Origin of the sequence: Nocardioides sp. zg-DK7169 (genome assembly GCF_013155365.1) — a bacterium.
Lineage (GTDB): Bacteria > Actinomycetota > Actinomycetes > Propionibacteriales > Nocardioidaceae > Nocardioides.
In genome coordinates this window covers 516,102-538,491 of record NZ_JABJRA010000001.1, presented here as the reverse complement: position 1 = coordinate 538,491, position 22,390 = coordinate 516,102, and the positions used below count along the sequence as shown (strand labels likewise).

Genomic DNA, 22,390 nt, shown 5'->3' with positions numbered 1-22,390 from the left:
GATAGAGTTACGGCGGCCATAGCGAAAGGGAAACACCCGGTCCCATCCCGAACCCGGAAGTTAAGCCTTTCAGCGCCGATGGTACTGCAACCGAGAGGTTGTGGGAGAGTAGGACGCCGCCGGACAATCATTCACAGAAAGGGTCGCACCCGTGAGGGTGCGACCCTTTCTGCTATTTCGCGTGGTCTTGGTCATGGTCCTCACCGACGGTGACGGAACGCGCCCAAGGGGCACGCGTAGGATTCGCGGCGATGAGCATGATTTCCGCCGCCCCCCGACGACGCACGCCCCGGTCCCGCCTGGCGCTGCTGGCCTGTCTCCCGCTGGCGCTGGGCGCCTGCGGTGACGACAGCACGGACGGCGGCTCCCCGCCGGTGGGTGACAGCCGACCCACCGCCGCGGCAGCCGGTGCCGCGGCCTGGCTCGCGAGCGAGCTCGAGGACGGGCTGATGGTGGGGGAGTACGGCCCCGACTACGGGCTCAGCATCGACGCGGCGCTCGGCCTGGCGGAGGTGCCGGACCAGGCGGACGTGGTCGGGCGGATCGCGGACGCCGTCGGCGCCGCGGTCGAGAGCTACACGACCGGTGTGGACTTCGGCAGCCCCGACATCTACGCGGGGTCGGTGGCCAAGGTCGCCGTGCTCGCCCAGGTGAGCGGCGGCGACCCCTCCGAGGTGGACGGGGTCGACGTCCTGGGACGCCTGGAGGACCTCGTGGCCGACGAGGGCGCCCTGGTCGGCCGGCTCGCCGACGACGTGCGCAGCGCGGACGGCACCGACTACGCCAACGCGATCGGGCAGACGTACGCCGTGCGCGCCCTCGCCAGCGCGGACTCCCCGGAGACCGGCGCCGCTGCCGACTACCTGATCTCCCAGCAGTGCGAGCCGGGCTGGTTCCGCCTCTACTTCGCCGGCCCGGACGCGCCGCAGGGCTGTGGCGAGGGCCCGCGCCGGCTCGACCTCCCCGACACCGACGTGACGGCGCTGGCCGTGCTGGCCCTCCAGGACGTGCCCGGGGAGGCGGCGAGCGAGTCCGTGACCGCCGCCGTCGACTGGCTCGTCGAGACCCAGGACGCCAGCGGGGGATTCGGCGGGGCCACCGGCACGGAGGGGTTCAACGCCAACAGCACCGGTCTCGCCGGCCTCGCCCTCGAGCGGGCCGGGCGCTCGGAAGAGGCCGCCCGCGCGGCCGCCTGGGTGGCGGCGCGGCAGGTCACCGAGCCGAGCTGTGGCACGCCCCGGCTCCCGACCGGCGCGGTCGCCTACGCGGCCGACGCCGCCCCGGACGCGCTGCGCGACCCCGTCGTACGCGACCAGTGGCGCCGGGCGACGGCGCAGGCGGCGCCGCTCCTCCAGCTGGTCGGCGAGCCGGCGGAGCCCCTGGAGCTCGAGGTCTCCGGTTCCTCGCTGCGCATCACCGGTCTCCAGGACGGCGAGCAGGCCTGCGTCACCGGTCCCGGCGGGTACGCCGAGGAGCTGACCGGTGACGGCGGCACGCTCGAGGTCCCGCTGGACGGTGTGGCACCGGACCGGTTGGTGGTCCGCCGCCTCGCCGGCGTGACCCCGGTGGCCGCCGCCGGCTGACCGCGGGTGGAGCGCCTCACACCGCCCGCTCCGTTGCGCACGTGGGCGCGGACCTGAGGTATGTTCCGCAGACACATCCATATGCCCGTGGTGGGGAAAGCCGGTCCAAGTCCGGCGCTGACCCGCAACCGTAGGTCGTGCTGCACCCGCAGCCACGACGAGCCGGAGCACCCGCCACGACGCATCCTGATCACAACGCTGTCGTGGAAAGCAGTGGTGGTCGCCGCCCGTCCTCGGGCAGTGCCCCCGCTGTGTGCAGCGGGAAGGAACCATGAGCTCGTCCTGCGTGCGCCGTACCGGCGCACTCCTCCTGGTCACCGCACTGGTGACCGGCGGCCTGGCGGTCGCCACCCCCACCCCTGCGATCGCCGGCCCCGTCGCCGCGCCCGCACCTCTCACGCCGGCTGCGGCCGGCGCCCGCTGGCTCTCCGGGCAGCTCACCGACGGCCTCGTCGTGGGTGAGTGGGGGCCCGATCACGGGCTCTCCATCGACGTCGCGCTCGCGCTGGACGCCGTCGGCTCCGGCGCCGCGGTCCAGGGCGTGGCCGACGCCGTGGCGGCGGAGGTCGCCTCCTACGTGAGCGGCGAGGCGTTCGGCGACGAGGGGAGCGCCTACGCCGGGGCCACCGCCAAGGCCGCCGTCCTGGCGCTGGCCGCGGACCGGGACCCACGCCGCTTCGGCGGACGCGACCTCGTCGCCGAGCTCGAGTCCGTCACCACCGACTCCGGCCCGGCCACCGGGCGGATCGTCGATCGCAGCACCTTCGGCGACTACGCCAACACCCTGGGCCAGGCGTATGCGGTCCGGGCCCTCGAAGCCGCGCGCAGCAGCGAGGCCGTGGCCGCGACGGCGTACCTGCTCGACCAGCAGTGCGCAGCAGGCTTCTTCCGCCTCGAGCTCGGCACGGTCGAGGCGCGGGACCAGACCTGCGACGGCGCACCGGACGCCGAGGCGGACACCGACGTCACCGCGCTGGCGGTCCTCTCGTTGCTGCCGCAACGCGACGATGAGGACGTGCGGCCCCACCTGACATCGGCCCTCGACTGGCTGCGGCGCAACCAGCGCGGCGACGGGTCGTTCGGCGGCGGCGTGGCCACCGAGGCCGCCAACGCCAACAGCACCGGCCTCGCGGGCTGGGCCCTCGGCGAGGCGGGTCGCACGAAGGCTGCCGCCCGCGCCGCGGGCTGGGTGCGCGGCCTGCAGCTCGCCCACACGGGTGCATGCGCGCCGTACCGGGCCGGCGACCTCGGGGCGATCGCCTACGACGTCGCGGGCCTCGACACGGTGACGGCGTCCGGGGTCGCGGAGCTGCGCGACCAGGTGCGCCGCGCGAGCGCGCAGGCACTGCCGGCGCTCACCTGGGCGCCCGGACGCGTCGACGCATTCCCTGTGCCGCCCATGGCTCCTCCGCGGTTCCACCGCGCCGGCACGCGCGTGTCGGTGCGGCTCGGGCCCCTGGCCCCCGGCGAGCCGGTCTGCGTCACCATGGCCGGCACTCGCCGCCAGGTCCGGGCTGACCAGGCCGGTGCCGCAACCGCGCTGATCAAGCTCCCGGCCCGCACCGCGACGTACGCCGTGCGCGCGGTCGCGCCCTCGGGGACCCTCAAGCCGGTCCCGTCCCGTCTGCGCACGCTCGCGGCCACCAGCCCGGTGCTGAGGGTGGGCGCCCGCCTCACCCGCGGCCGGACCGTCCAGGTGCGGGTGCGCGGACTGGCCGCCCGCGAGCCGGCCCTGCTCCGCTTCCGCGGCACGGTCGTCGCCCGTGGCACCAGCAACGCGGCAGGTCGCTGGACCCCGAGGGTCCGCGTCACCGGCAAGGCCGGGCAGGCGAGGCTCGTGGTCCGCGGCGCGTTCGCCGACCGCACGCGCTCGGTCACCGTCCGGGTGGTGCGGTGAGCACCGGGGCGCGCGCCGCGGCGGCACTGCTGGCGGGGCTGCTCTTCCTGGCCGGGCTCCCGACCGCGCCCTCGGCCGGCGCCGCCACCTGCACCGACGGGCGCGGCGTCAGCGTGGTCGTCGACTTCGGCGCCCTCGGCGGCGGGGTCCAGGACACCTGTGACGCCGACGGCGGCGGCAAGTCGGCCGCCACGATCTTCGCCGACAGCGGCGTCGCGCTGACCTACGCCCAGCGGGCGGCCGGGTTCGTGTGCCGCGTCGAGGGCGTCCCGAGCAGCGACCCGTGCATCAACGCCGCCCCGGCGGACGCCTACTGGGGACTGTGGTGGTCCGACGGCAGGACCGGGACGTGGGTCTACAGCTCGATCGGCACCTCCTCGCTGACCGTGCCCGCCGGCGGCTCGGTCGCGTTCGCCTGGAACAGCGGCGCGCGCACCCAGCCCGGCGTGGCGCCGCCGGTGGCGGCCGCGCCCGCCGCACCGAGCAGCCCGCGCCCCACCCCGTCGACCGGCGGCGGTCCGGGCGGCAGCGCTCCCACTCCGGTCACCGGCTCCGGCGACGGCTCCGCGCCCGGCTCCGCGCCCGGCACCGGCGCCGGCGCAGGCAGTGCCGCCGGGGGCGACGCGCCGACCGCGGCCCCGACACCGACGGCCGGCGACCGGCCGACCGGCGGCCCGACCCGCGAGCCGAAGGACCGCGACACGGCCACCGCGTCGCCGTCCGCCTCGGTCTCGCCGAGCGCCGAGCAGGAGGACACCGGTATCGAGGGGACGCAGGAGTCCGCGGCCACCACCGACGACGCCGGCCTGCCGGGCTGGCTGGTGGCCGTCGTCCTGGCCGCCGTCTTCGCCGGCGCCGGCCTGGTCGCCGTACGACGTCGGGGGACCGTCCGGCGATGAGCACCGAGCCCCGCGCGAGTGCCGCCGCCCGGACCCCCCGCGACCTGCACCCGGTCGCGTGGTGGGTCTGGGCGATCGGCCTCGCCGCGGGCGCCTCGATGACCACCAACCCGCTGGTCCTGGTGCTGCTGCTCGGCTCGGTCCTCCTCGTGGTCGCCGCGCGGCGCTCGGACCAGCCGTGGGCGCGGGCGTTCCGCCTCTACCTGTGGCTGGCCGCCGCGATCGTGGTCTTCCGGGTGCTGTTCCGGCTGGTCTTCGGGGGCGCCTACGGCGAGACCGTGCTGCTCGACCTGCCCGAGGTCCCGCTGCCGGACTGGGTCATGGGGATCACGCTGCTCGGGCCGCTGACCCTGGAGTCGCTGCTCGTCGGCCTCTACGACGGCCTGCGGCTGGCGATGATCGTGGTCTGCGTCGGCGCCGCGAACGCCCTGGCCAACCCCAAGCGCCTGCTGCGCTCGGTGCCGCCGGCGCTCTACGAGGTCGGCACCGCGCTCGTCGTCGCGGTCAGCGTGCTGCCCCAGTTCGCCGAGAGCGTGCGCCGGGTGCGCCGTGCGCAGGAGCTGCGCGCGGGCGAGCAGGGCCGGGTCGCGCGTCTGCGCCGCCTGCTGGTGCCGGTGCTCGAGGACGCGCTGGACCGCTCCCTCGCGCTCGCCGCCGGCATGGACACCCGCGGCTACGGGCGCAGCGGTGCGGCCACGCCCGCCGAGCGTCGTACGACGGGGGCGCTGATGCTCCTCGGCCTGTGCGGCATCGTCGTCGGGGTGTACGCCGTGCTGGACCGCACCGCGCCCCGGCTGCTCGCGGTGCCGATGCTGGTGCTCGGCGTGGCGGCGGCCGGCGCCGGCCTGCTGAGCGCGGGGCGCCGGGTCGAGCGCACCCGCTACCGCCCCGACCACTGGCACCCCGCCGAGCTCGCCGTCGCCGGCTGCGGCGTGCTGACCGCGGCGATCGGCTGGTGGGTGAGCGGCCACCAGGTGCTGGTCGCCTACCCCGACGTGGCCTCGGTCCCGCCGGTGAGCGCGCTCGCGCTGGCCGGAGCGCTGGTGGCCGCCCTGCCGGCGGTCCTGGCACCGCCACCGCGGCTGTCCGCCGCGCGCGCCGCGCCCGAGCCGTCGCGGTCCACCGACCCCCTCCCGTCGTCCACCCCCGCACCGAGAGCGAGCACCCGATGATCGAGCTGCGCGGCGTCACCTTCTCCTACGCCCCGGACACCGCACCCGTCCTCGACGGGGTCGACCTGAGCATCGAGGAGGGCGAGCTGGTGCTCGTCTCCGGCCCGACCGGCGTCGGGAAGTCGACCCTGCTCGGGGTGGTGACCGGCCTGGTGCCGCGGTTCTCCGGCGGCGTGCTCGACGGCGACGTGCGCCTCGACGGCGCCAGCATCGTGCACACCCCGCCGCGCGAGCGCGCCCACGCGATCGGCTACGTCGGGCAGGACCCGGCCGCCGGCTTCGTCACCGACACCGTGGAGGAGGAGCTGGCCTACGGCATGGAGCAGCTCGGGCTGCCCGGCGCCACGATGCGCCGTCGTGTCGAGGAGACCCTCGACCTGCTCGGCATCGCCGACCTGCGCGACCGCGACCTGCGCACCCTGTCCGGCGGACAGCAGCAGCGGGTGGCCATCGGGTCGGTGCTCACCACGCACCCGCGCCTGCTGGTGCTCGACGAGCCGACCTCGGCGCTCGACCCCACCGCCGCCGAGGACGTGCTCGCCACGCTCACCCGGCTGGTCTCCGACCTCGGACTCTCGGTGCTGCTCGCCGAGCACCGCCTGGAGCGGGTGGTGCCGTTCGCGGACCGGATGTGCCTGCTGCCCGGCGACGGCCGACTGCTGGTCGGCGAGCCGGCCGAGCTGCTCGCCACCTCCCCGGTGGCGCCACCGATCGTGGAGCTGGGCCGGGTCGCAGGGTGGGACCCGCTGCCGCTCAGCGTCCGGGACGCCCGCCGCGCCGCCCGCCGCCTGGAGCTCGGCACCGCGCCGGTCGAGGCCCCCGCGGCCGAGCGCCGTCGCCCCGGCCTCGTCGCCCGCGGGCTCACCGTCGACCACGGCGGGGCGCCCGTCGTACGCGACGTGGACCTGGAGCTGGGCGGCGGCACGGTCACCGCGCTGATGGGCCGCAACGGCGCGGGGAAGTCCTCGCTGCTGTGGGCGCTCCAGGGCAGTGCGGCGCGCCGCGCCGGCACGGTGCGGGTCGGCGAGCTGGACCCCGCCCGGCTCTCGCCGCGCGAGCGGCGGGCGCTGGTGGGGCTGCTGCCCCAGACCGCGGCCGACCTGCTCTACCTCGACACCGTGGACGCCGAGTGCGCGGACGGCGGTCCCGGCGCCCGCGAGGTGCTGGACCGCCTGGTCCCCGGCATCCCCGGCGACGCGCACCCGCGCGACCTCTCCGAGGGCCAGCGCCTCGCGGTGGCCCTCGCGCTCGTCCTCGCGGCGCGTCCCGGGGTCGTGCTGCTCGACGAGCCCACCCGCGGCCTGGACTACCCGGCCAAGCGGGTGCTCGCCACGATCCTGCGCGACCTCGCCGCCGAGGGCCGCACCGTCCTGGTCGCGACCCACGACGTCGAGTTCGTCGTGCAGGCCGCCGACGACGTGGTCGTGCTGGCCGACGGCGAGATCGTCTCCTCCGGTCCGGTACGCCGCGTGGTGGCGGAGTCGCCCGCGTTCGCGCCCCAGGTGATGAAGGTGCTCGGCGCGCCCTGGCTGCGCGTCGACGAGGTCGCCGTCGCGCTCGGGGTCGCCCCGCCCGGGGGCCGGCCGTGAGCCGCGCCCGCTTCCGGCTGCGCGAGCGTCCGGAGGCCCGGGCGGCCGCCGTACCGCTGAGCCTACGGTCGGTGGCGGTGCTCGCCGTGGCCTCCCTCGCCGGCCTGGTGATGCTGTGCTGGCCACTGTTCGTGCAGGTCCAGCCCGGGGACCGGGTCGACCCACCGTTCCTGTTCCTGGCACTGCTGCCGGTGGTGGTGGCGGTGGTGCTCGCCGAGGTCAGCGAGGGCGGGCTGGACCCACGGGTGCTGGCGGTGCTGGGCGTGCTGTGTGCCGTCAACGCGCTGCTGCGCGGGATCTCGGCCGGGGTGGCCGGCATCGAGCTGGTCTTCTTCCTGTTGATCCTGGCCGGCCGCGTCTTCGGGCCCGGCTTCGGCTTCGCGCTCGGGGCGCTGAGCCTGCTCGCCTCCGCGCTGATGACCGCCGGCGTGGGGCCGTGGCTGCCCTACCAGATGCTGGTCGCCGCCTGGGTCGGGATGGGCGCCGGGCTGCTGCCGCGCCGCGCCCGTGGCCGCACCGAGATCGCCCTGCTCGTCGGGTACGGCGTGCTCGCGTCCTACCTCTACGGCATGTTCCTCAACCTGTCCGGCTGGCCGTTCCTGCTGGGCGTGCAGGTGCCCGGCCACGAGGGCTCGCTGGCCTACGTCGCCGGGGCGCCGCTGCTGGAGAACCTCCAGACGTTCCTCGTCTACACCGTGCTGACCTCGACCGGCAGCTTCGACACCGGCCGGGCGATCACCACCTCGATCGCGCTCGTGGTGCTCGGGCCCGCGGTGCTGGGCACCCTGCGCCGCGCCGCTCGCCGCGCGACGGTCACCGGCGAGGTCCGCGCCGCGGACTGAGGACCGGCCGGGGGCCGGCCGGGGTCAGGGGCGCACCAGCAGGATCCGGTCGTCGCCCTCGGCCGGGGTGCCGCGCCCGTCGCGGTTGCTGGTGGTCAGCCACAGCATCCCGTCGGGCGCGACGGCGATCGTGCGCATCCGCCCGTAGCGGCCCACGAGGAAGGACCGAGGCTCGCCGGCGCGGTCGCCCTCGACCGGGATCCGCCACAGCCGCTCGCCGCGCAGCGCGGCCATCCACAGGTGGCCCGCGGCGTAGGCCAGGCCGGAGGGGGAGGCCTCGGAGGTCGCCCAGGTGGCCTGCGGGTCCACGAAGCCCTGCCCCTTGCCGCCGGTCCCCTCGACCTCGGGCCAGCCGTAGTTGGCGCCCGCCTCGATGCGGTTCAGCTCGTCGAACTCGTTGGCGCCGAACTCCGAGGCCCACAGCTGGTCGCCGACGAAGGCGAGGCCCTGGACGTTGCGGTGCCCCCACGACCACAGCGGCGTGCCGAGCGGGTTGCCGGGCGCGGGGTCGCCGTCGGTGGTGATGCGCAGGATCTTGCCGCCGAGGCTCTCGCGGTCCTGGGCGCGCGCGGACTCGTTGGCGTCACCCGTCGAGACGTAGAGGTGGCCGTCGGGGCCGAACAGCAGCCGGCCGCCGTCGTGGATGAAGTCGCTGGGGATCCCGGTCAGGATCGGCTCGAGGTCGCCGAGACCGTCGTCGCGCAACGTGGCCCGCACGACCCGGTTGTCCTCGGCGGTGGTGACGTAGAGGAAGACCTGCGCGTCCTCCGCGAAGTCGGGCGAGACCGCGACGCCGAGCAGGCCGGACTCGCCCTCGGGTGCCGCCTCCTCGACCGTGCCGACCTCGGTGACCCGGTGGCGCGGCCCGCTGATGCGCAGCACCCGCCCGGAGTCGCGCTCGGTGACCAGCGCGTCGCCGTCGGGGAGGAAGGCCAGGCCCCAGGGCGCCTCGAGGCCGGTCGCGACGGTGCCCACGACTCGGGGTCGCGCCGAGGCGGTCGCCTCCTCGCCCGGGCTGCCGGTGATGCTCGGGCCGCCGGTGCCGGTGGACGGGTCGCCCGCGGCCGACCCGTCGTTTGACGCGGCGTCCGTCGGGCTGTCCGAGGCCGTCGGGGTGACGTCGTACTCGACCTCGTTGCCGCCCTGGCCGCAGCCGGCGAGCGCGAGCGGGACGAGCAGGGCACCGAGGGCGAGGGCGCTGCGACGCCCGGGACCGGCCACGTCAGCCGACCCTGCGCACGAAGTCCAGCAGCAACGCGTGGACGCGTTCGGGCTGCTCCATCTGGATGAAGTGGCTGCCGGGCAGCTCGACGTACGTCGCATCGTCGACGCGCGCGGCCGCCTGGGCCATGTGGCGGGCGCCGGCCATCAGGTCCCAGGTGCCGGCGACGAAGACCGCGGGCACCCGCACCTGGCTGAGCCGCACCCGGCCGTGCTCGGAGGTGCGCAGCGCGACGTGGAAGTACCAGTCCAGCGGCACCTGGAGGAACTCCCGGATCGCGGCGGCGGTCAGGTCGGGGTCGGCGACCGGGAACATGAAGCCGCTGTGGGAGATCACGCCCACGGTGCGCCGCCCGATCGGCAGCCGCCGGGCCACCGGGCTCAGCACCCGGCCCGACACCCGGATCGCGTGGGAGAAGCCGACGGTGAGCGCACGGGCCGCGACGCGGGGCAGGTGCAGCGGCCCGAGCATCGTGGCGAACGTGTCACCGGGGACCCCGGCGACCGCGAACAGCCCCGAGACCCGCTCGGGGTGGCGCACCGCGAGCTCGAACATCGTGTTCACGCCGATCGACCAGCCCATGGCCACGGCCCGGTCCACGCCGTAGTGGTCCATGACCGACAGCGCGTCCTCGACGAAGGCCTCGACGTCGACGCGCTCGGGGTCGCGGGGGCGAGCCGAGCCGCCGATGCCGCGGTGGTTCCAGGAGATCACCCGCACCCCGCAGCCGGGGTCCAGCAGCGCCGGCCACGCGAAGGCGTTGGTGCCCAGCCCGTTGCACAGCAGCACGGTGGGGGCGCCGCGCTCGTCGTCCGGGTCGTTGCTCCAGGCCCGGATCCGGGTGCCGTCGTCGGACAGGATGTCGGTGAACACCACCGCCGGACGCGGGCGGCGGCTGGTCTCCTCGGCAGACGTGGACATGTCTCGATCATGCCCGAGCGGCGCCCGGCCCACGCCTGGCTGCGCCAGGTCGGTCCAGAGCCCGGTCCGGAGAGGTCGGCGTCGAGTCAGTCCGGCGCGGGCTGCACCGGCGCGCGCGAGGAACGGGTCGCGCCCACGCTGGCGACCACGACGCAGGCCACCGCCAGCCACTGCACGGGGGAGAGGAACTCGGCCAGCACCAGCATCCCCACCATCGCGGCGGCCGCCGGCTCGACGCTCATCAAGATGCCGAAGACGCCCGGCCGGAGGGTGCGCAGCGCGATCATCTCGCAGGTGTAGGGGATCACCGAGCTGAGCAGCCCGACCGCGGCGCCGACCAGCAGCACCCGGGGGTCGCCGAGCTCGTCGGCGTGCCGGCCGAGCGCGAGCGGCGTGATCAGCGCAGCCGCCACGACGCTGGCGACCGCGAGCCCGTCCAGGCCGGGCCAGCGGCGCCCGGTCTCCGCGCTCATCAGGATGTAGCCGCCCCAGCACGCGCCCGCGAGCAGCGCGAAGGCCACGCCGACCGGGTCGAGGTCGGCCCGCTCGAAGCCGAGCAGCAGCACGCCGGCGCCGGCCAGCCCCACCCACGCCAGGTCGCGCACCCGCCGCGACCCGAGGACCGCGATCAGCAGCGGCCCGACGAACTCGATCGTCACCGCGATGCCCAGCGGGATGCGCTGGAAGGACTGGTAGAACGACCAGTTCATCAGCCCCAGCGTCGCGCCGAAGGCCAGCACCGTGGCCCAGTCGTGGCGGTCGCGCCCGCGCAGCGCGGGGCGGGCGATGGCGAGCATCACCAGGGCGCTGGCGCACAGGCGCAGCCACACGACGGTGGTCGGGTCGACCTCGTCGAAGAGGGTCTTGGCGACCCCCGCACCGAGCTGCACCGAGGCGATCCCCACCAGCACCAGCCCCACCGGCGAGACCCGCCACAGCGATGACTTCGAGGCGCCCACCCGGTCAATCTAGACAAGGATCGCCACCGGGCCGCGCCACGGCTCGCGCGGCGTACGACGGAGGGCCAGGAGGTCGGCGATGGCGACGGTGCTGATGGTGGGGACCCGCAAGGGGCTGTGGATCGGGCGCTCGGACGACGAGCGGGAGACGTGGGACCTCACCGGGCCGCACTTCGACATGGAGGAGGTCTACTCCTGCCTGATCGACACCCGCGGCGAGCGGCCCCGGCTGCTGGCCGGCGCGTCCTCGAGCTGGCTGGGCCCCCAGGTGCGCCGCTCGGACGACCTCGGCGGGACCTGGCAGGAGACCCCCGGCGCGCTGCGCTTCCCGGAGGCCTACGACGCCTCGGTCGAGCGGATCTGGCAGCTGGTCCCGGGCACCGAGCCCGGGGTGGTCTGGGCCGGCACCGAGCCGGGCGCGGTCTGGCGCTCGGAGGACCACGGGGAGTCCTTCGCGCTCGCGGAGGGGCTGTGGAACCACCCGCACCGCACCCAGTGGGACGCCGGGTACGGCGGCCAGGCCTTCCACACCGTCCTGCCGCACCCCAGCGACCCCTCCTCGGTGACCGCGGCGATCTCGACCGGCGGGGTCTACCAGTCCGCCGACGGCGGGACCTCCTGGGAGCCCCGCAACGCCGGGATCAAGGTGGAGTTCGTCCCCGAGGAGGTGGAGTACCCCGAGTTCGGCCAGTGCGTCCACAAGATCGCCCGGCACCCCGCGCGCCCGGAGCGGATGTTCCTGCAGAACCACGGCGGGGTCTACCGCTCCGACGACCACGGCGCGAGCTGGCACTCCATCGCCGACGGGCTGCCGAGCGACTTCGGCTTCCCGGTGGTCGTGCACCCCCACGAGCCGGACACCGTCTACGTCTTCCCGCTGGGCCAGGCGTGGGCGCGCTACCCCGTCGAGGCCCGCCCGCTGGTGTGGCGCTCGCAGGACGCGGGGGAGAGCTGGGTCCCGCTGGGCAAGGGCCTGCCCGAGCACCTGTGGGTCGGGGTGATGCGCGACGCCATGTGCACCGACGACCACCCCTCCGCCGGGGTGTACGTCGGGGCGCGCAACGGGGCGGTCTGGGGCTCCTCGGACTCGGGGGAGACCTGGCGCCCGGTGGTGGAGAACCTGCCCGACGTGATGTGTGTGCGTGCCGCGGCGATGTGAGCGGCGAACGCCCGGCCCGGCCGCCGCACCGAGGTTGAGACCGCCGCCGGGCACGGTCGGGTGCAGGACTACCCTGACGTCATGACCGAGCACGACATGAAGCCCCGTTCCCGCGACGTCACGGACGGCCTCGAGCGTGCCGCCGCCCGCGGGATGCTGCGGGCCGTCGGCATGGGCGACGACGACTTCGCCAAGCCCCAGATCGGCGTCGCGTCGAGCTGGAACGAGATCACCCCCTGCAACCTCTCGCTGGACCGCCTGGCCAAGGCGGTCAAGAACGGCGTGCACGCGGCGGGCGGCTTCCCCCTCGAGTTCGGCACCATCTCCGTCTCCGACGGCATCTCGATGGGCCACGAGGGCATGCACTTCTCGCTGGTCTCCCGCGAGGTCATCGCGGACTCCGTCGAGGTCGTCATGAGCGCCGAGCGCCTCGACGGCTCCGTGCTGCTCGCCGGCTGCGACAAGTCGCTGCCCGGCATGCTGATGGCCGCGGCCCGCCTCGACCTGTCCAGCGTCTTCCTGTACGCCGGCTCCACGATGCCCGGCCAGGTCGACGGCAAGGACGTCACCATCATCGACGCCTTCGAGGCCGTCGGCGCCTGCCTGGCCGGCAAGATCAGCCGCGACGAGGTGGACCGCATCGAGAAGGCGATCTGCCCCGGCGAGGGCGCCTGCGGCGGCATGTACACCGCCAACACGATGGCCTCGGTCGCCGAGGCGATCGGCATGTCGCTGCCGGGCTCGGCCGCGCCGCCGGCCGTGGACCGTCGTCGTGACGGCTTCGCGCACCGCTCCGGCGAGGCGGTGGTCAACCTGCTCAAGCACGGCATCACCGCGCGCCAGATCATGACCAAGGAGGCGTTCGAGAACGCCATCACCGTGGTCATGGCCCTGGGCGGTTCGACCAACGCGGTGCTGCACCTGCTCGCCATCGCCCGCGAGGCCGAGGTCGACCTGACCATCGACGACTTCAACCGGATCGGCGAGAAGGTCCCGCACCTGGCCGACCTCAAGCCGTTCGGCCGCTTCGTGATGACCGACGTGGACCGCATCGGCGGCATCCCGGTGGTCATGAAGGCGCTGCTCGACGCCGGCCTCATGCACGGCGACTGCCTGACCGTCACCGGCAAGACGATGGCCGAGAACCTCGCCGACCTGAACCCCCGCGCGCTCGACGGCGACGTCATCCGCACCCTCGACAAGCCGATCCACGCCACCGGCGGCCTCACCATCCTCAAGGGCTCGCTGGCCCCCGAGGGTGCCGTGGTCAAGAGCGCCGGCTTCGACGACACCGTCTTCGAGGGCACCGCCCGCGTCTTCGACGGCGAGAAGGCGGCCATGGACGCGCTCGCCGAGGGCAAGGTCCAGGCCCGCGACGTCGTCGTCATCCGCTACGAGGGCCCCAAGGGCGGCCCCGGCATGCGCGAGATGCTCGCCATCACCGGTGCCATCAAGGGCGCCGGCCTCGGCAAGGACGTCCTGCTGGTGACCGACGGTCGCTTCTCCGGCGGTACGACCGGTCTCTGCGTCGGCCACATCGCGCCCGAGGCCGTCGACGGCGGCCCGATCGCGTTCGTGCGCGACGGCGACCCGATCACCCTCGACGTCGTCAACCGCACCCTCGAGGTGAGCATCCCCGACGACGAGCTCGCCCGCCGCAAGGAGGGCTGGGAGCCCCGCGCCCCGAAGTACACCCGCGGCGTCCTCGGCAAGTACGCCCGCACGGTGCAGTCCGCCGCGCACGGCGCCGTCACCAGCTGAGCGCGCCACCGACACCGGGCCCCGGGGCCGGCGACCAGCCGGCCCCGGCGGCACGTCTCGCGCTGCACGGCGTACGGCTGCTGCAGGGGCGGGCCGGCCTCGTGGTCCTGGTGCTCCTGACGCTCCTGGCGACCGTGCTGCTCGTCGACCGGGAGGACCCCGCGCCTGCGCTCGGAGCCGGGTCCGCCGTGGCGGAACCGGCCGCCGGCTCCTCACCGCCCGACGCCGGGCCCGAAGCCGCGCCCGACACCGCGCCCGACGCCGGGGCAGACGAGGCACGGCCCCGGACCACGCTGCCGCACGGTGGCCGGACCGTCTTCGGTGGCAACCGGTTCCTGGTGGCCTACTACGGCACGGCCGGCACCGGTGCGCTCGGCGTGCTCGGTGAGGACCGGCCCGCGGTCATGCACCGCCGGCTGGTGCGCGCCGCGGCGCCGTTCGCCGGCCGGGGCCGCCCGGTGCAGCCGGTCTACGAGCTGATCGTCACCATCGCGGACGCCCACCCCGGGCCGGACGGTGAGTACCACCACGACCTCGCGCGCCGCGAGGTGCAGCGCTACATCGACGCCGCCCACCGCCACGGCGCGCTCGTGCTGCTCGACCTCCAGCCCGGCCACGCCGACTTCCTCACCGTCGCCCGGCGCTGGGCGTGGGCGCTGCGCGACCCGTACGTCGGCCTGGCGCTGGACCCGGAGTGGCGGATGCCCGGCGGGGAGGTCCCGGGCCGGGTGATCGGCCACGTGCGCGCCGACGAGGTGAACCGCACCTCGGCCTGGCTCTCGCGCCTGGTCGCGCGCCACGACCTGCCCCAGAAGCTCTTCGTGCTGCACCAGTTCCGCGGCGACATGCTGCCCGACCTCGAGCACGTCCGCGCCCGGCGCGGGCTGGTGATGGTGCAGCACGCAGACGGGTTCGGCACCCGCAGCCAGAAGCTCGCCAGCTACCGGGCGATCGCGCGGCCCCGGCAGTTCACCATGGGCTGGAAGCTCTTCTACGACGAGGACGTCGACCGCATGGGCGCCGCCGCGGTACGCCGCGTGCGCCCGCACGTGCGCTTCGTCAGCTTCCAGTGACCGCCCACCACAAGCCCGGCAAGCACGGCAGGCACCGCGAGCGGCTCGGCCGGCTGGGCGCCGGCGTGGTCGAGGTGCGCCCGCACGGCGACGCGCACTTCGTGGCGCTGCGCGCGGCGGTGTCCACCCTCGTGCCGCTCGTGCTCGTGGCCCTGGCCGGGCGCCTCGACCTCTCGATGTACGCCGCGTTCGGCGCGTTCACCGCGCTCTACGGGCGCAACCACGTGCACGTCCCGCGGCTGCGCATGCAGCTGCGCCTCGGCGCGCTGCTGACGTCCGTCGTCGGCGCGGGCGTGCTGGTCGGCTGCTCGCCGCAGCGCGCCTGGCTGGCGGTGCCGCTCGCCGCCCTGCTGGCCTCGGTCTGCACGGTGCTCTCCGAGCGCCAGGACTGGCACCCGCCCGGGGCGCTCTTCCCGGTCTTCGCCTTCGCCGCGTGCGCCTCGCTGGAGAGCCGGCTCGGCGACGTGCCGGTCGCCCTGGCCGTGGCGGGGGCGAGCGCGCTGTTCGCGGTGGCCGTCGGCAACGCCGGCGCGTTCTGGCGCCAGCGCCGCACCGCCGGCGGGGACATCGACCCCGACGGCCCGCGCCCGGCACCGCAGCCCGCACCGGGACCCGTGCGCCTGCTGCGCTTCCCGCGCAACGGCGTGGCCGTGCTGCTCGCCGGCACCCTCGCCACCGGGGTCGGCATCGGGCACCCCTACTGGGCGATGGTCTCGGCGGTCGTGCCGCTGGTCGCCCGCGACTTCCCCGCCCAGCTGGTGCGCGGCGTGCAGCGGGTGCTCGGCACCTTCCTCGGCCTCGCGCTGACCGGCGCGCTGCTGGGGCTGGAGCCCTCGCCGTGGGTGGTGATCGCGCTGATGGTCCTGTTCCAGGGCGTCGCCGAGCTGCTGGTCGGGCGCAACTACGCCCTCGCCCTCACCTTCGTCACCGCGCTCGCCCTGCTCGCGGTGCACCTGGCGAGCGCCAGCGACCCCTGGGTGCTGGTCGTCGACCGGGGCGTGGAGACGGTCATCGGCGTGGCCATCGGCCTCGTCGTCGGCTTCCTGGCCCGGCCCACGGCGCGCGAGATCCTGCGCCGGCGCGGGCTGCCCGGCTGAGCCGGCGTGCGGCCCTCGCCCGGCCGGTCGCCCGGCGTACGTCGGCACCGCGGGGCAGGATGGCGCCGTGAGCACCGCACCGACCGCCGCCGACCTCGACGCCGCCGACCCGCTGGCGGCGTACCGCGACCGGTTCGTCGGCACCGAGACCCCGCTGGTCTACTTCGACGGCAACTCGCTGGGCCGCCCGCTGCGGGTCACCGGGCCGCGGCTCGCGCGCTTCGTGGACCAGGAGTGGGGCGGGCGGCTGATCCGCGGCTGGGACGAGGACTGGCTGTCCCTGCCCGAGCGGATCGGCGACGAGCTCGGCCGGGTCTGCCTGGGCGCCGCGCCGGGGCAGAGCGTCATCGGCGACTCCACGACGGTGCTGCTCTACAAGCTGGTGCGCGCCGCCGTGGCGCTGCGCCCGGGACGCACCGAGATCGTGCTGGATCGCGACAACTTCCCGACCGACCGCTACGTCGCCCAGGGCGTCGCCGCGGAGTGCGGGCTCACGCTGCGCTGGATCGACGTCGACCCGGCCGGGGGCGTCGAGGCCGCGCAGCTGGAGGAGGCGGTGGGGGAGCGCACCGCGCTGGTGCTGCTCAGCCACGTCGCCTACCGCTCGGCCTGGCTGGCCGACGCGCCCCGGCTGACCCGGATCGCCCACGACGCCGGGGCGCTGGTGCTGTGGGACCTGTGCCACTCCGCCGGCGCGGTCCCGCTCGCGCTCGACGCCTGGGACGTCGACCTGGCCGTCGGCTGCACCTACAAGTACCTCAACGGCGGGCCCGGCGCCCCGGCGTTCGCCTACGTCGCCCGGCGGCTGCTCGAGGACCCCGCCCAGCCGTTCGTGCAGCCGGTGCAGGGCTGGATCGGCGCGGCCGACTCCTTCGCGATGGGCCCGGACTACCGCCCCGCGCCGGGGATCCGCCGGGTGCTGTCCGGCACCCCGCCGGTGGTCGGCATGCTGGCGCTCCAGGACATGCTCGCGCTGCTCGGCGAGGCCGGGGCCGAGGCGGTGCGCGCGAAGTCCGTCGCCCTCACGTCGTACGCCGTGACGCGCGCCGAGGAGCGTCTCGGCGACCTCGGGGTGCGGCTGGTCTCGCCCCGCGACCCCGAGCGGCGCGGCGGCCACGTCACCCTCGCGCACCCGCTGATGCGCGAGGTGACCGAGCGGCTGTGGCGCCGCGACGTGATCCCGGACCACCGCGAGCCGCACGGGCTGCGGGTGGGGCTCTCCCCGCTGTCCACGTCGTTCGCGGAGGTGGAGAGCGGCCTCGAGGCGGTTCGCCACGAGCTCGACGACCTGCGAGCCTGAGCCCATGCGCTTCCCCCGCCCCCTGCGTCCCGGCGACACCATCGGCGTCACCGCCCCCTCCGCCGGCGTCGCGCCGTCCTTCCTCCCGCGGCTCGAGGTCGCCTGCGACGCCCTGCGCGAGCGCGGGTACGACGTGCGCCTCGGCGAGCACGTGATCGCCCTCGACGGCGGCGTGGCCGGGACCGCCCGGCAGCGCGCCGACGAGCTGACCGCGATGCTGCTCGACCCGGAGGTGGCGGCCGTGGTCCCGCCGTGGGGCGGCGAGCTGGCCGTCCAGGTCCTCGACCACCTCGACTGGGACGCGCTGGCCGCGGCCGAGCCGACCTGGCTGGTCGGCTACAGCGACCTCACCACCGTGATGCTGCCGCTCGCGACCCGGCTCGGCTGGGCCAGCCTGCACGGCGCCAACCTGCTCGAGACCCCCTACGCCCAGCCCGAGGGGCTCGCGCACTGGACCGACGTGCTGGCCACCGCCCCCGGCACGCCGCTCACCCAGCGCTCGCCGGGACGGCACAAGGGCCCCGGCCAGGACGACTGGGAGAGCGACCCAGGCGTGGCGGGGGAGCGTGAGCTCCCGGTCCCCGCGTCGTGGGAGGTCGTCGGTGGCGGGGGCGTCGACGTCACCGGACGCCTCGTGGGCGGCTGCGTCGAGGTGCTCGGACCGCTGGTCGGGACGCCGTACGGCGACCTGCCGCGGCTGGGCCGCGAGCTCACCGAGGACGGGCTGGTCGTCTACCTCGAGGCCTGCGAGCAGGACGCCTTCAGCATCGGCCGCACCCTGCACGGCATGCGGATGGCCGGCTGGTTCGAGGAGGCGGAGGCGGTGCTGATCGGGCGCACGGCGGCCCCGGACGCGCCCGGGTTCACCCAGCACGAGGCGGTGCGCGACGCCCTCGGCGGACTCGACCTGCCGGTGGTGCTCGACGTCGACTTCGGCCACGTGTGGCCCTACCTGCCGATGGTCAACGGCGCCCTGGCGCGCGTGGTGGTCGACGGCGAGCGGGCCGAGGTCACCCAGACCTGGGGCTGAGCCGCCCGGTCGTCCCGGGGCGCCGCGTGTCCCTGGCACCTGTCGGCGCGGACTGGCATCGTGACCGGGCATGGACCAGCGAATCAGCTTCATCACCCTCGCGGTCGCCGACCTCGAGACGAGCCGGGCCTTCTACGTCGACGGGCTGGGGTGGCGTCCCGAGCTGCACGAGCCCGGCGAGGTGCTGATGCTCGCGGCCGGGGAGCGCCTGGTGTTCTCGCTGTGGCAGCGCGAGCAGTTCGAGGCCGAGGTCGGCGCGATCGCCGCCGGCCCCGGGGTCGCACCGTTCACGCTCTCGCACAACGTCGCGACCGAGGCGGAGGTCGACGCGGTGCTCGCCGAGGCGCGGGCCGCGGGCGCCGACCCGGTCGAGGCGGCGCAGCGGCGCGAGTGGGGCGGCTGGACCGGCTACTTCGCCGACCCCGACGGCCACCGCTGGGAGATCGCCACCAACCCCGGCCCGATCGGTCAGCGGGTGCTGCCGTGAGCCGCCCGAGCGAGGCCGACCGCCGCGTGCTCGACGGCCCGCAGGTCGAGGCCGAGGGCCTGACCGACTGGCGGGTGCTCTTCGGCCGGCTGCACGCGTTCTTCCAGACCCCGGACTTCGCCACCGGCCTGGCGATCGTGGCGGAGACCGGGGCGCTCGCCGACGAGATGGACCACCACCCCGACCTCGACCTGGCGTGGGGCCGGGTGCGGGTGCGCCTGTCCAGCCACGACGTCGGCGGCGTCACCGCGCGCGACGTACGACTGGCGCGTGCGATCAGCGAGGTCGCCGCCCGGCACGGCGCCACCGCCACGCCCGAGGTCCTCAGCGTCCTCGAGATCGCCCTGGACACCGCCGACCGAGCCCAGGTGATGCCGTTCTGGGCCGCCGTGCTCGGCCTGGAGCCCTCGGCGGGGGACCCGGTCGAGCTCACCGACCCGCACGGCGTGCTGCCCACGCTGTGGTTCCAGGACTCCGAGCCCGACCCGGAGGTCCCGGCCCAGCGCTTCCACCTCGACCTGCGGGTGCCGCCCGAGGTGGTGGCCGATCGGATGCAGGCGGCGCTGGCCGCGGGCGGCGTCCTGGTCAGCGACGCCGAGGCGCCGCGGTTCTGGGTGCTGGCCGACCCGCAGGGCAACCGGGTGTGTCTCACCACCTGGCAGGGCCGCACGACTGCGTGACCCGGTGGTGGCGCCGGGGTGAGCACCGGCACGCCGCCAGATGGTGGGACCGCCGTCCCGCATGCTGGGACACCGTGAGAGGATGTGCTGACGGACGAGGGCCCCACAGTGCTACCGTGAGCGCATGCGCCAGGACATTCTTGTACGCACGCGACGCGCCCGCTGACCACAAGTCAGCCAGCGCGTCACCCCTCGTTGCCCAGCAACCGAGGGGTTTTTTGTTGTCACGACGGCTCACCAGCCGTCGCCGCGACAGCACTGCACGAGCCACCCGCATGGTCACAGACAGGGAAAGCAAGGAATGAGCGAGCAGATCACCGGCGCGCAGAGCCTGGTCACGTCGCTGGAGGCGGCCGGGGTCGAGCACATCTTCGGGATCCCGGGCGGCGCGATCCTCCCGGCGTACGACCCCCTGATGGACTCCACCATCCGCCACATCCTCGTGCGCCACGAGCAGGGCGCCGGCCACGCCGCGCAGGGCTACGCCACCGCGACCGGGAAGGTCGGCGTGTGCATGGCGACCTCCGGCCCGGGCGCCACCAACCTCGTCACGCCGCTGGCCGACGCCCACATGGACTCGGTCCCGATGGTCGCGATCACCGGTCAGGTCGGCTCCTCGCTCATCGGCACCGACGCGTTCCAGGAAGCCGACATCCGCGGCATCACGATGCCGATCACCAAGCACAACTTCCTCGTCACCGACCCCGCCGAGATCCCGCAGAAGATCGCCGAGGCCTTCCACCTGGCCTCGACCGGTCGGCCCGGTCCGGTGCTGGTCGACGTCACCAAGTCCGCGCTCCAGGCGATGACCTCGTTCCGCTGGCCCACCGAGCTGCACCTGCCGGGCTACCGGCCGGTGACCAAGCCGCACGCCAAGCAGATCCGCGAGGCCACCAAGCTGATCCTCGAGGCGCGCCGCCCGGTGCTGTACGTCGGCGGCGGCACGATCCGCGCCCGCGCCCACCGCGAGCTGCGGGTGCTCGCCGAGCTGACCGGCATCCCGGTCGTGACCACGCTGATGGCGCGCGGGGCGTTCCCCGACAGCCACCCCCAGCACCTGGGCATGCCGGGCATGCACGGCACCGTCGCCGCGGTGGCCGGACTGCAGAAGAGCGACCTGATCATCAGCCTCGGCGCCCGCTTCGACGACCGGGTGACCGGCAACCTGGACTCCTTCGCGCCGGGCGCCAAGGTCATCCACGCCGACATCGACCCCGCCGAGATCGGCAAGAACCGCGCCGTCGACGTCCCGATCGTGGGCGACTGCCGCGAGGTCATCTCCGACCTCGTCGTGGCGCTCAAGGCCGAGGCGGACGCCGGTCACACCGGCGACTTCGAGGGCTGGGTCGACTTCGTCGCCGGCATCAAGCGCACGTACGCCCTCGACTACGAGCGCCCGGCCGACGGCTCGCTGGCGCCGCAGCACGTGCTGGAGCGCCTGGGCGAGATCGCCGGTCCCGACTCGATCTACGCCGCCGGCGTGGGCCAGCACCAGATGTGGGCCGCGCAGTTCATCGGCTACGAGAAGCCCAACACCTGGCTGAACTCCGGTGGCCTCGGCACGATGGGCTACTCGGTGCCCGCCGCGATGGGCGCGAAGGTCGGCATGCCCGACACCACCGTGTGGTCCATCGACGGCGACGGCTGCTTCCAGATGACGAACCAGGAGCTCGCCACCTGCGCGATCGAGAACATCCCGATCAAGGTCGCGATCATCAACAACGAGTCCCTGGGCATGGTGCGCCAGTGGCAGACGCTCTTCTACAACGAGCGCTACTCCAACACCAACCTGCAGCGGCACGGCGGGCCGGTCCGGATCCCCGACTTCCCCAAGCTGGCCGAGGCCTACGGCTGCGTGGGCCTGTCCTGCGACCGCCCCGACGACGTGGACGCCACCATCGAGAAGGCGATGTCGATCAACGACGCGCCGGTGGTCGTGGACTTCCGGGTCCACCGCGACGCGATGGTGTGGCCGATGGTCGCAGCAGGCACGAGCAACGACGACATCAAGTACGCGCGCGACCTGGCGCCCGAGTTCGACGAGGACGACCTCTGATGAGCAAGCACACGCTGTCGGTCCTGGTCGAGGACAAGCCCGGCGTCCTGGCCCGTATCGCCGCCCTGTTCAGCCGGCGCGGCTTCAACATCGAGTCGCTCGCCGTCGGCCCGACCGAGCACCCCGAGGTCTCGCGGATGACCATCGTGGTCAACGTCGACCGTTCGCCGCTCGAGCAGGTCACCAAGCAGCTCAACAAGCTGGTCGAGGTGATCAAGATCGTCGAGCTCGACCCGCAGGGCTCGGTCGACCGCGAGCTGCTGCTGGTCAAGATCGCCGCCACCGCGGAGACCCGTGGCCAGGTGATCGACACCGTCCAGCTGTTCCGGGCGAAGGTCGTCGACGTCGCCATCGACGCGCTGACCGTCCAGATCACGGGCAACGCCGACAAGCTGGCCGACTTCCTTCGGGTGGTGGAGCCGTTCGGCATCCGCGAGCAGGTGCAGTCCGGCATGGTCGCGATCGGCCGCGGCTCGCGCTCGATCTCCGAGCGCAGCCTGCGCCCGGTGCCGATCCCGGCGCCCCCGTCGGCCATCTGACCCCAGGCCAGGCCCGGTGCCACCGGGCCTGGCCGGAGCCGCCCGCGCCCCACGGCGTACCGGCCTGCAGACTTGTCCCACTTCCCAGACTCACCCAACTGAAGTTCCGAACCAGAAGGAGAAG

The 22,390-nt window shown here is 74.8% G+C and carries 19 protein-coding genes, 1 rRNA gene and 1 riboswitch; of the genes, 17 read left to right on the top strand and 3 right to left on the bottom strand.

Annotated features, from left to right (window positions below; translation table 11 throughout):
* Nucleotides 1-8: 8 nt before the first annotated feature.
* The 7 genes from rrf to HOQ23_RS02560 all read left to right on the top strand — a co-directional run bounded on the left by rrf (nt 9) and on the right by HOQ23_RS02560 (nt 7,982).
* Nucleotides 9-125 (top strand): 5S ribosomal RNA (gene rrf / locus HOQ23_RS02590).
* 126 nt (nt 126-251) lie between these two features.
* On the top strand, nt 252-1,583 hold the full coding sequence (locus HOQ23_RS02585) for a prenyltransferase/squalene oxidase repeat-containing protein (RefSeq protein WP_172211527.1): 1,332 nt from the start codon (nt 252-254) through the stop codon (nt 1,581-1,583).
* Nucleotides 1,584-1,654: 71 nt separating this feature from the next.
* Nucleotides 1,655-1,777: riboswitch (cobalamin riboswitch) on the top strand.
* Nucleotides 1,778-1,854: 77 nt separating this feature from the next.
* Nucleotides 1,855-3,480 carry a cell wall anchor protein gene (locus HOQ23_RS02580; protein ID WP_172211525.1) on the top strand — a complete coding sequence of 542 codons (1,626 nt, stop codon included), beginning with the start codon at nt 1,855-1,857 and terminating at the stop codon, nt 3,478-3,480.
* Nucleotides 3,477-4,379, top strand: a complete 903-nt coding sequence (locus HOQ23_RS02575) for a hypothetical protein (protein WP_172211523.1) — start codon at nt 3,477-3,479, stop codon at nt 4,377-4,379. Before HOQ23_RS02580 ends, HOQ23_RS02575 begins: the two co-directional genes overlap by 4 nt.
* Complete coding sequence (locus HOQ23_RS02570) at nt 4,376-5,551, top strand: energy-coupling factor transporter transmembrane protein EcfT (RefSeq protein ID WP_172211521.1); 1,176 nt, start codon at nt 4,376-4,378, stop codon at nt 5,549-5,551. Before HOQ23_RS02575 ends, HOQ23_RS02570 begins: the two co-directional genes overlap by 4 nt.
* Nucleotides 5,548-7,140: an ABC transporter ATP-binding protein gene (locus tag HOQ23_RS02565; RefSeq protein ID WP_172211519.1), complete on the top strand. Its 1,593-nt coding sequence runs from the start codon at nt 5,548-5,550 to the stop codon at nt 7,138-7,140. Before HOQ23_RS02570 ends, HOQ23_RS02565 begins: the two co-directional genes overlap by 4 nt.
* Nucleotides 7,137-7,982, top strand: a complete 846-nt coding sequence (locus tag HOQ23_RS02560) for an ECF transporter S component (protein WP_367650336.1) — start codon at nt 7,137-7,139, stop codon at nt 7,980-7,982. The genes HOQ23_RS02565 and HOQ23_RS02560 overlap by 4 nt, the downstream gene beginning before the upstream one ends.
* Nucleotides 7,983-8,006: 24 nt before the next feature.
* Here the strand turns inward: HOQ23_RS02560 and HOQ23_RS02555 are convergent, their stop codons facing one another.
* From HOQ23_RS02555 to HOQ23_RS02545, 3 genes are all read right to left on the bottom strand, one after another.
* Nucleotides 8,007-9,203 carry a sorbosone dehydrogenase family protein gene (locus HOQ23_RS02555; RefSeq protein WP_367650335.1) on the bottom strand — a complete coding sequence of 399 codons (1,197 nt, stop codon included), beginning with the start codon at nt 9,201-9,203 and terminating at the stop codon, nt 8,007-8,009.
* Between the two features lies 1 nt (nt 9,204).
* On the bottom strand, nt 9,205-10,125 hold the full coding sequence (locus tag HOQ23_RS02550; RefSeq protein WP_172211515.1) for an alpha/beta fold hydrolase: 921 nt from the start codon (nt 10,123-10,125) through the stop codon (nt 9,205-9,207).
* Between the two features lie 86 nt (nt 10,126-10,211).
* Nucleotides 10,212-11,084: a DMT family transporter gene (locus HOQ23_RS02545; RefSeq protein WP_367650334.1), complete on the bottom strand. Its 873-nt coding sequence runs from the start codon at nt 11,082-11,084 to the stop codon at nt 10,212-10,214.
* A gap of 79 nt (nt 11,085-11,163) precedes the next feature.
* Between HOQ23_RS02545 and HOQ23_RS02540 the strand changes: the two genes are divergently transcribed.
* The 10 genes from HOQ23_RS02540 to ilvN all read left to right on the top strand — a co-directional run bounded on the left by HOQ23_RS02540 (nt 11,164) and on the right by ilvN (nt 22,266).
* The gene (locus HOQ23_RS02540) at nt 11,164-12,243 is read left to right on the top strand and encodes an exo-alpha-sialidase (RefSeq protein ID WP_172211513.1); all 1,080 of its coding nucleotides are present in this window, start codon (nt 11,164-11,166) and stop codon (nt 12,241-12,243) included.
* 81 nt (nt 12,244-12,324) lie between these two features.
* A complete protein-coding gene (gene ilvD, locus HOQ23_RS02535) occupies nt 12,325-14,004 on the top strand; it encodes a dihydroxy-acid dehydratase (protein ID WP_172211511.1) in 1,680 nt (559 codons plus the stop codon).
* Between the two features lie 110 nt (nt 14,005-14,114).
* Nucleotides 14,115-15,077 carry a hypothetical protein gene (locus tag HOQ23_RS02530; RefSeq protein ID WP_172211509.1) on the top strand — a complete coding sequence of 321 codons (963 nt, stop codon included), beginning with the start codon at nt 14,115-14,117 and terminating at the stop codon, nt 15,075-15,077.
* Nucleotides 15,074-16,174 carry an FUSC family protein gene (locus HOQ23_RS21125; protein WP_172211507.1) on the top strand — a complete coding sequence of 367 codons (1,101 nt, stop codon included), beginning with the start codon at nt 15,074-15,076 and terminating at the stop codon, nt 16,172-16,174. The genes HOQ23_RS02530 and HOQ23_RS21125 overlap by 4 nt, the downstream gene beginning before the upstream one ends.
* A 67-nt stretch (nt 16,175-16,241) precedes the next feature.
* Nucleotides 16,242-17,474, top strand: a complete 1,233-nt coding sequence (locus HOQ23_RS02520; RefSeq protein WP_172211505.1) for an aminotransferase class V-fold PLP-dependent enzyme — start codon at nt 16,242-16,244, stop codon at nt 17,472-17,474.
* Nucleotides 17,475-17,478: 4 nt separating this feature from the next.
* On the top strand, nt 17,479-18,504 hold the full coding sequence (locus tag HOQ23_RS02515) for a S66 peptidase family protein (protein WP_172211503.1): 1,026 nt from the start codon (nt 17,479-17,481) through the stop codon (nt 18,502-18,504).
* A gap of 70 nt (nt 18,505-18,574) precedes the next feature.
* Entirely contained in the window at nt 18,575-18,991 is a 417-nt protein-coding gene (locus tag HOQ23_RS02510; protein ID WP_172211501.1) for a VOC family protein, read from the top strand.
* Complete coding sequence (locus HOQ23_RS02505) at nt 18,988-19,671, top strand: 4a-hydroxytetrahydrobiopterin dehydratase (protein ID WP_367650333.1); 684 nt, start codon at nt 18,988-18,990, stop codon at nt 19,669-19,671. Before HOQ23_RS02510 ends, HOQ23_RS02505 begins: the two co-directional genes overlap by 4 nt.
* A gap of 301 nt (nt 19,672-19,972) precedes the next feature.
* Complete coding sequence (locus tag HOQ23_RS02500; RefSeq protein ID WP_172211499.1) at nt 19,973-21,727, top strand: acetolactate synthase large subunit; 1,755 nt, start codon at nt 19,973-19,975, stop codon at nt 21,725-21,727.
* Nucleotides 21,727-22,266, top strand: coding sequence for an acetolactate synthase small subunit (gene ilvN, locus HOQ23_RS02495; protein ID WP_172211497.1), 540 nt, complete (start codon nt 21,727-21,729; stop codon nt 22,264-22,266). Before HOQ23_RS02500 ends, ilvN begins: the two co-directional genes overlap by 1 nt.
* Nucleotides 22,267-22,390 lie beyond the last annotated feature (124 nt).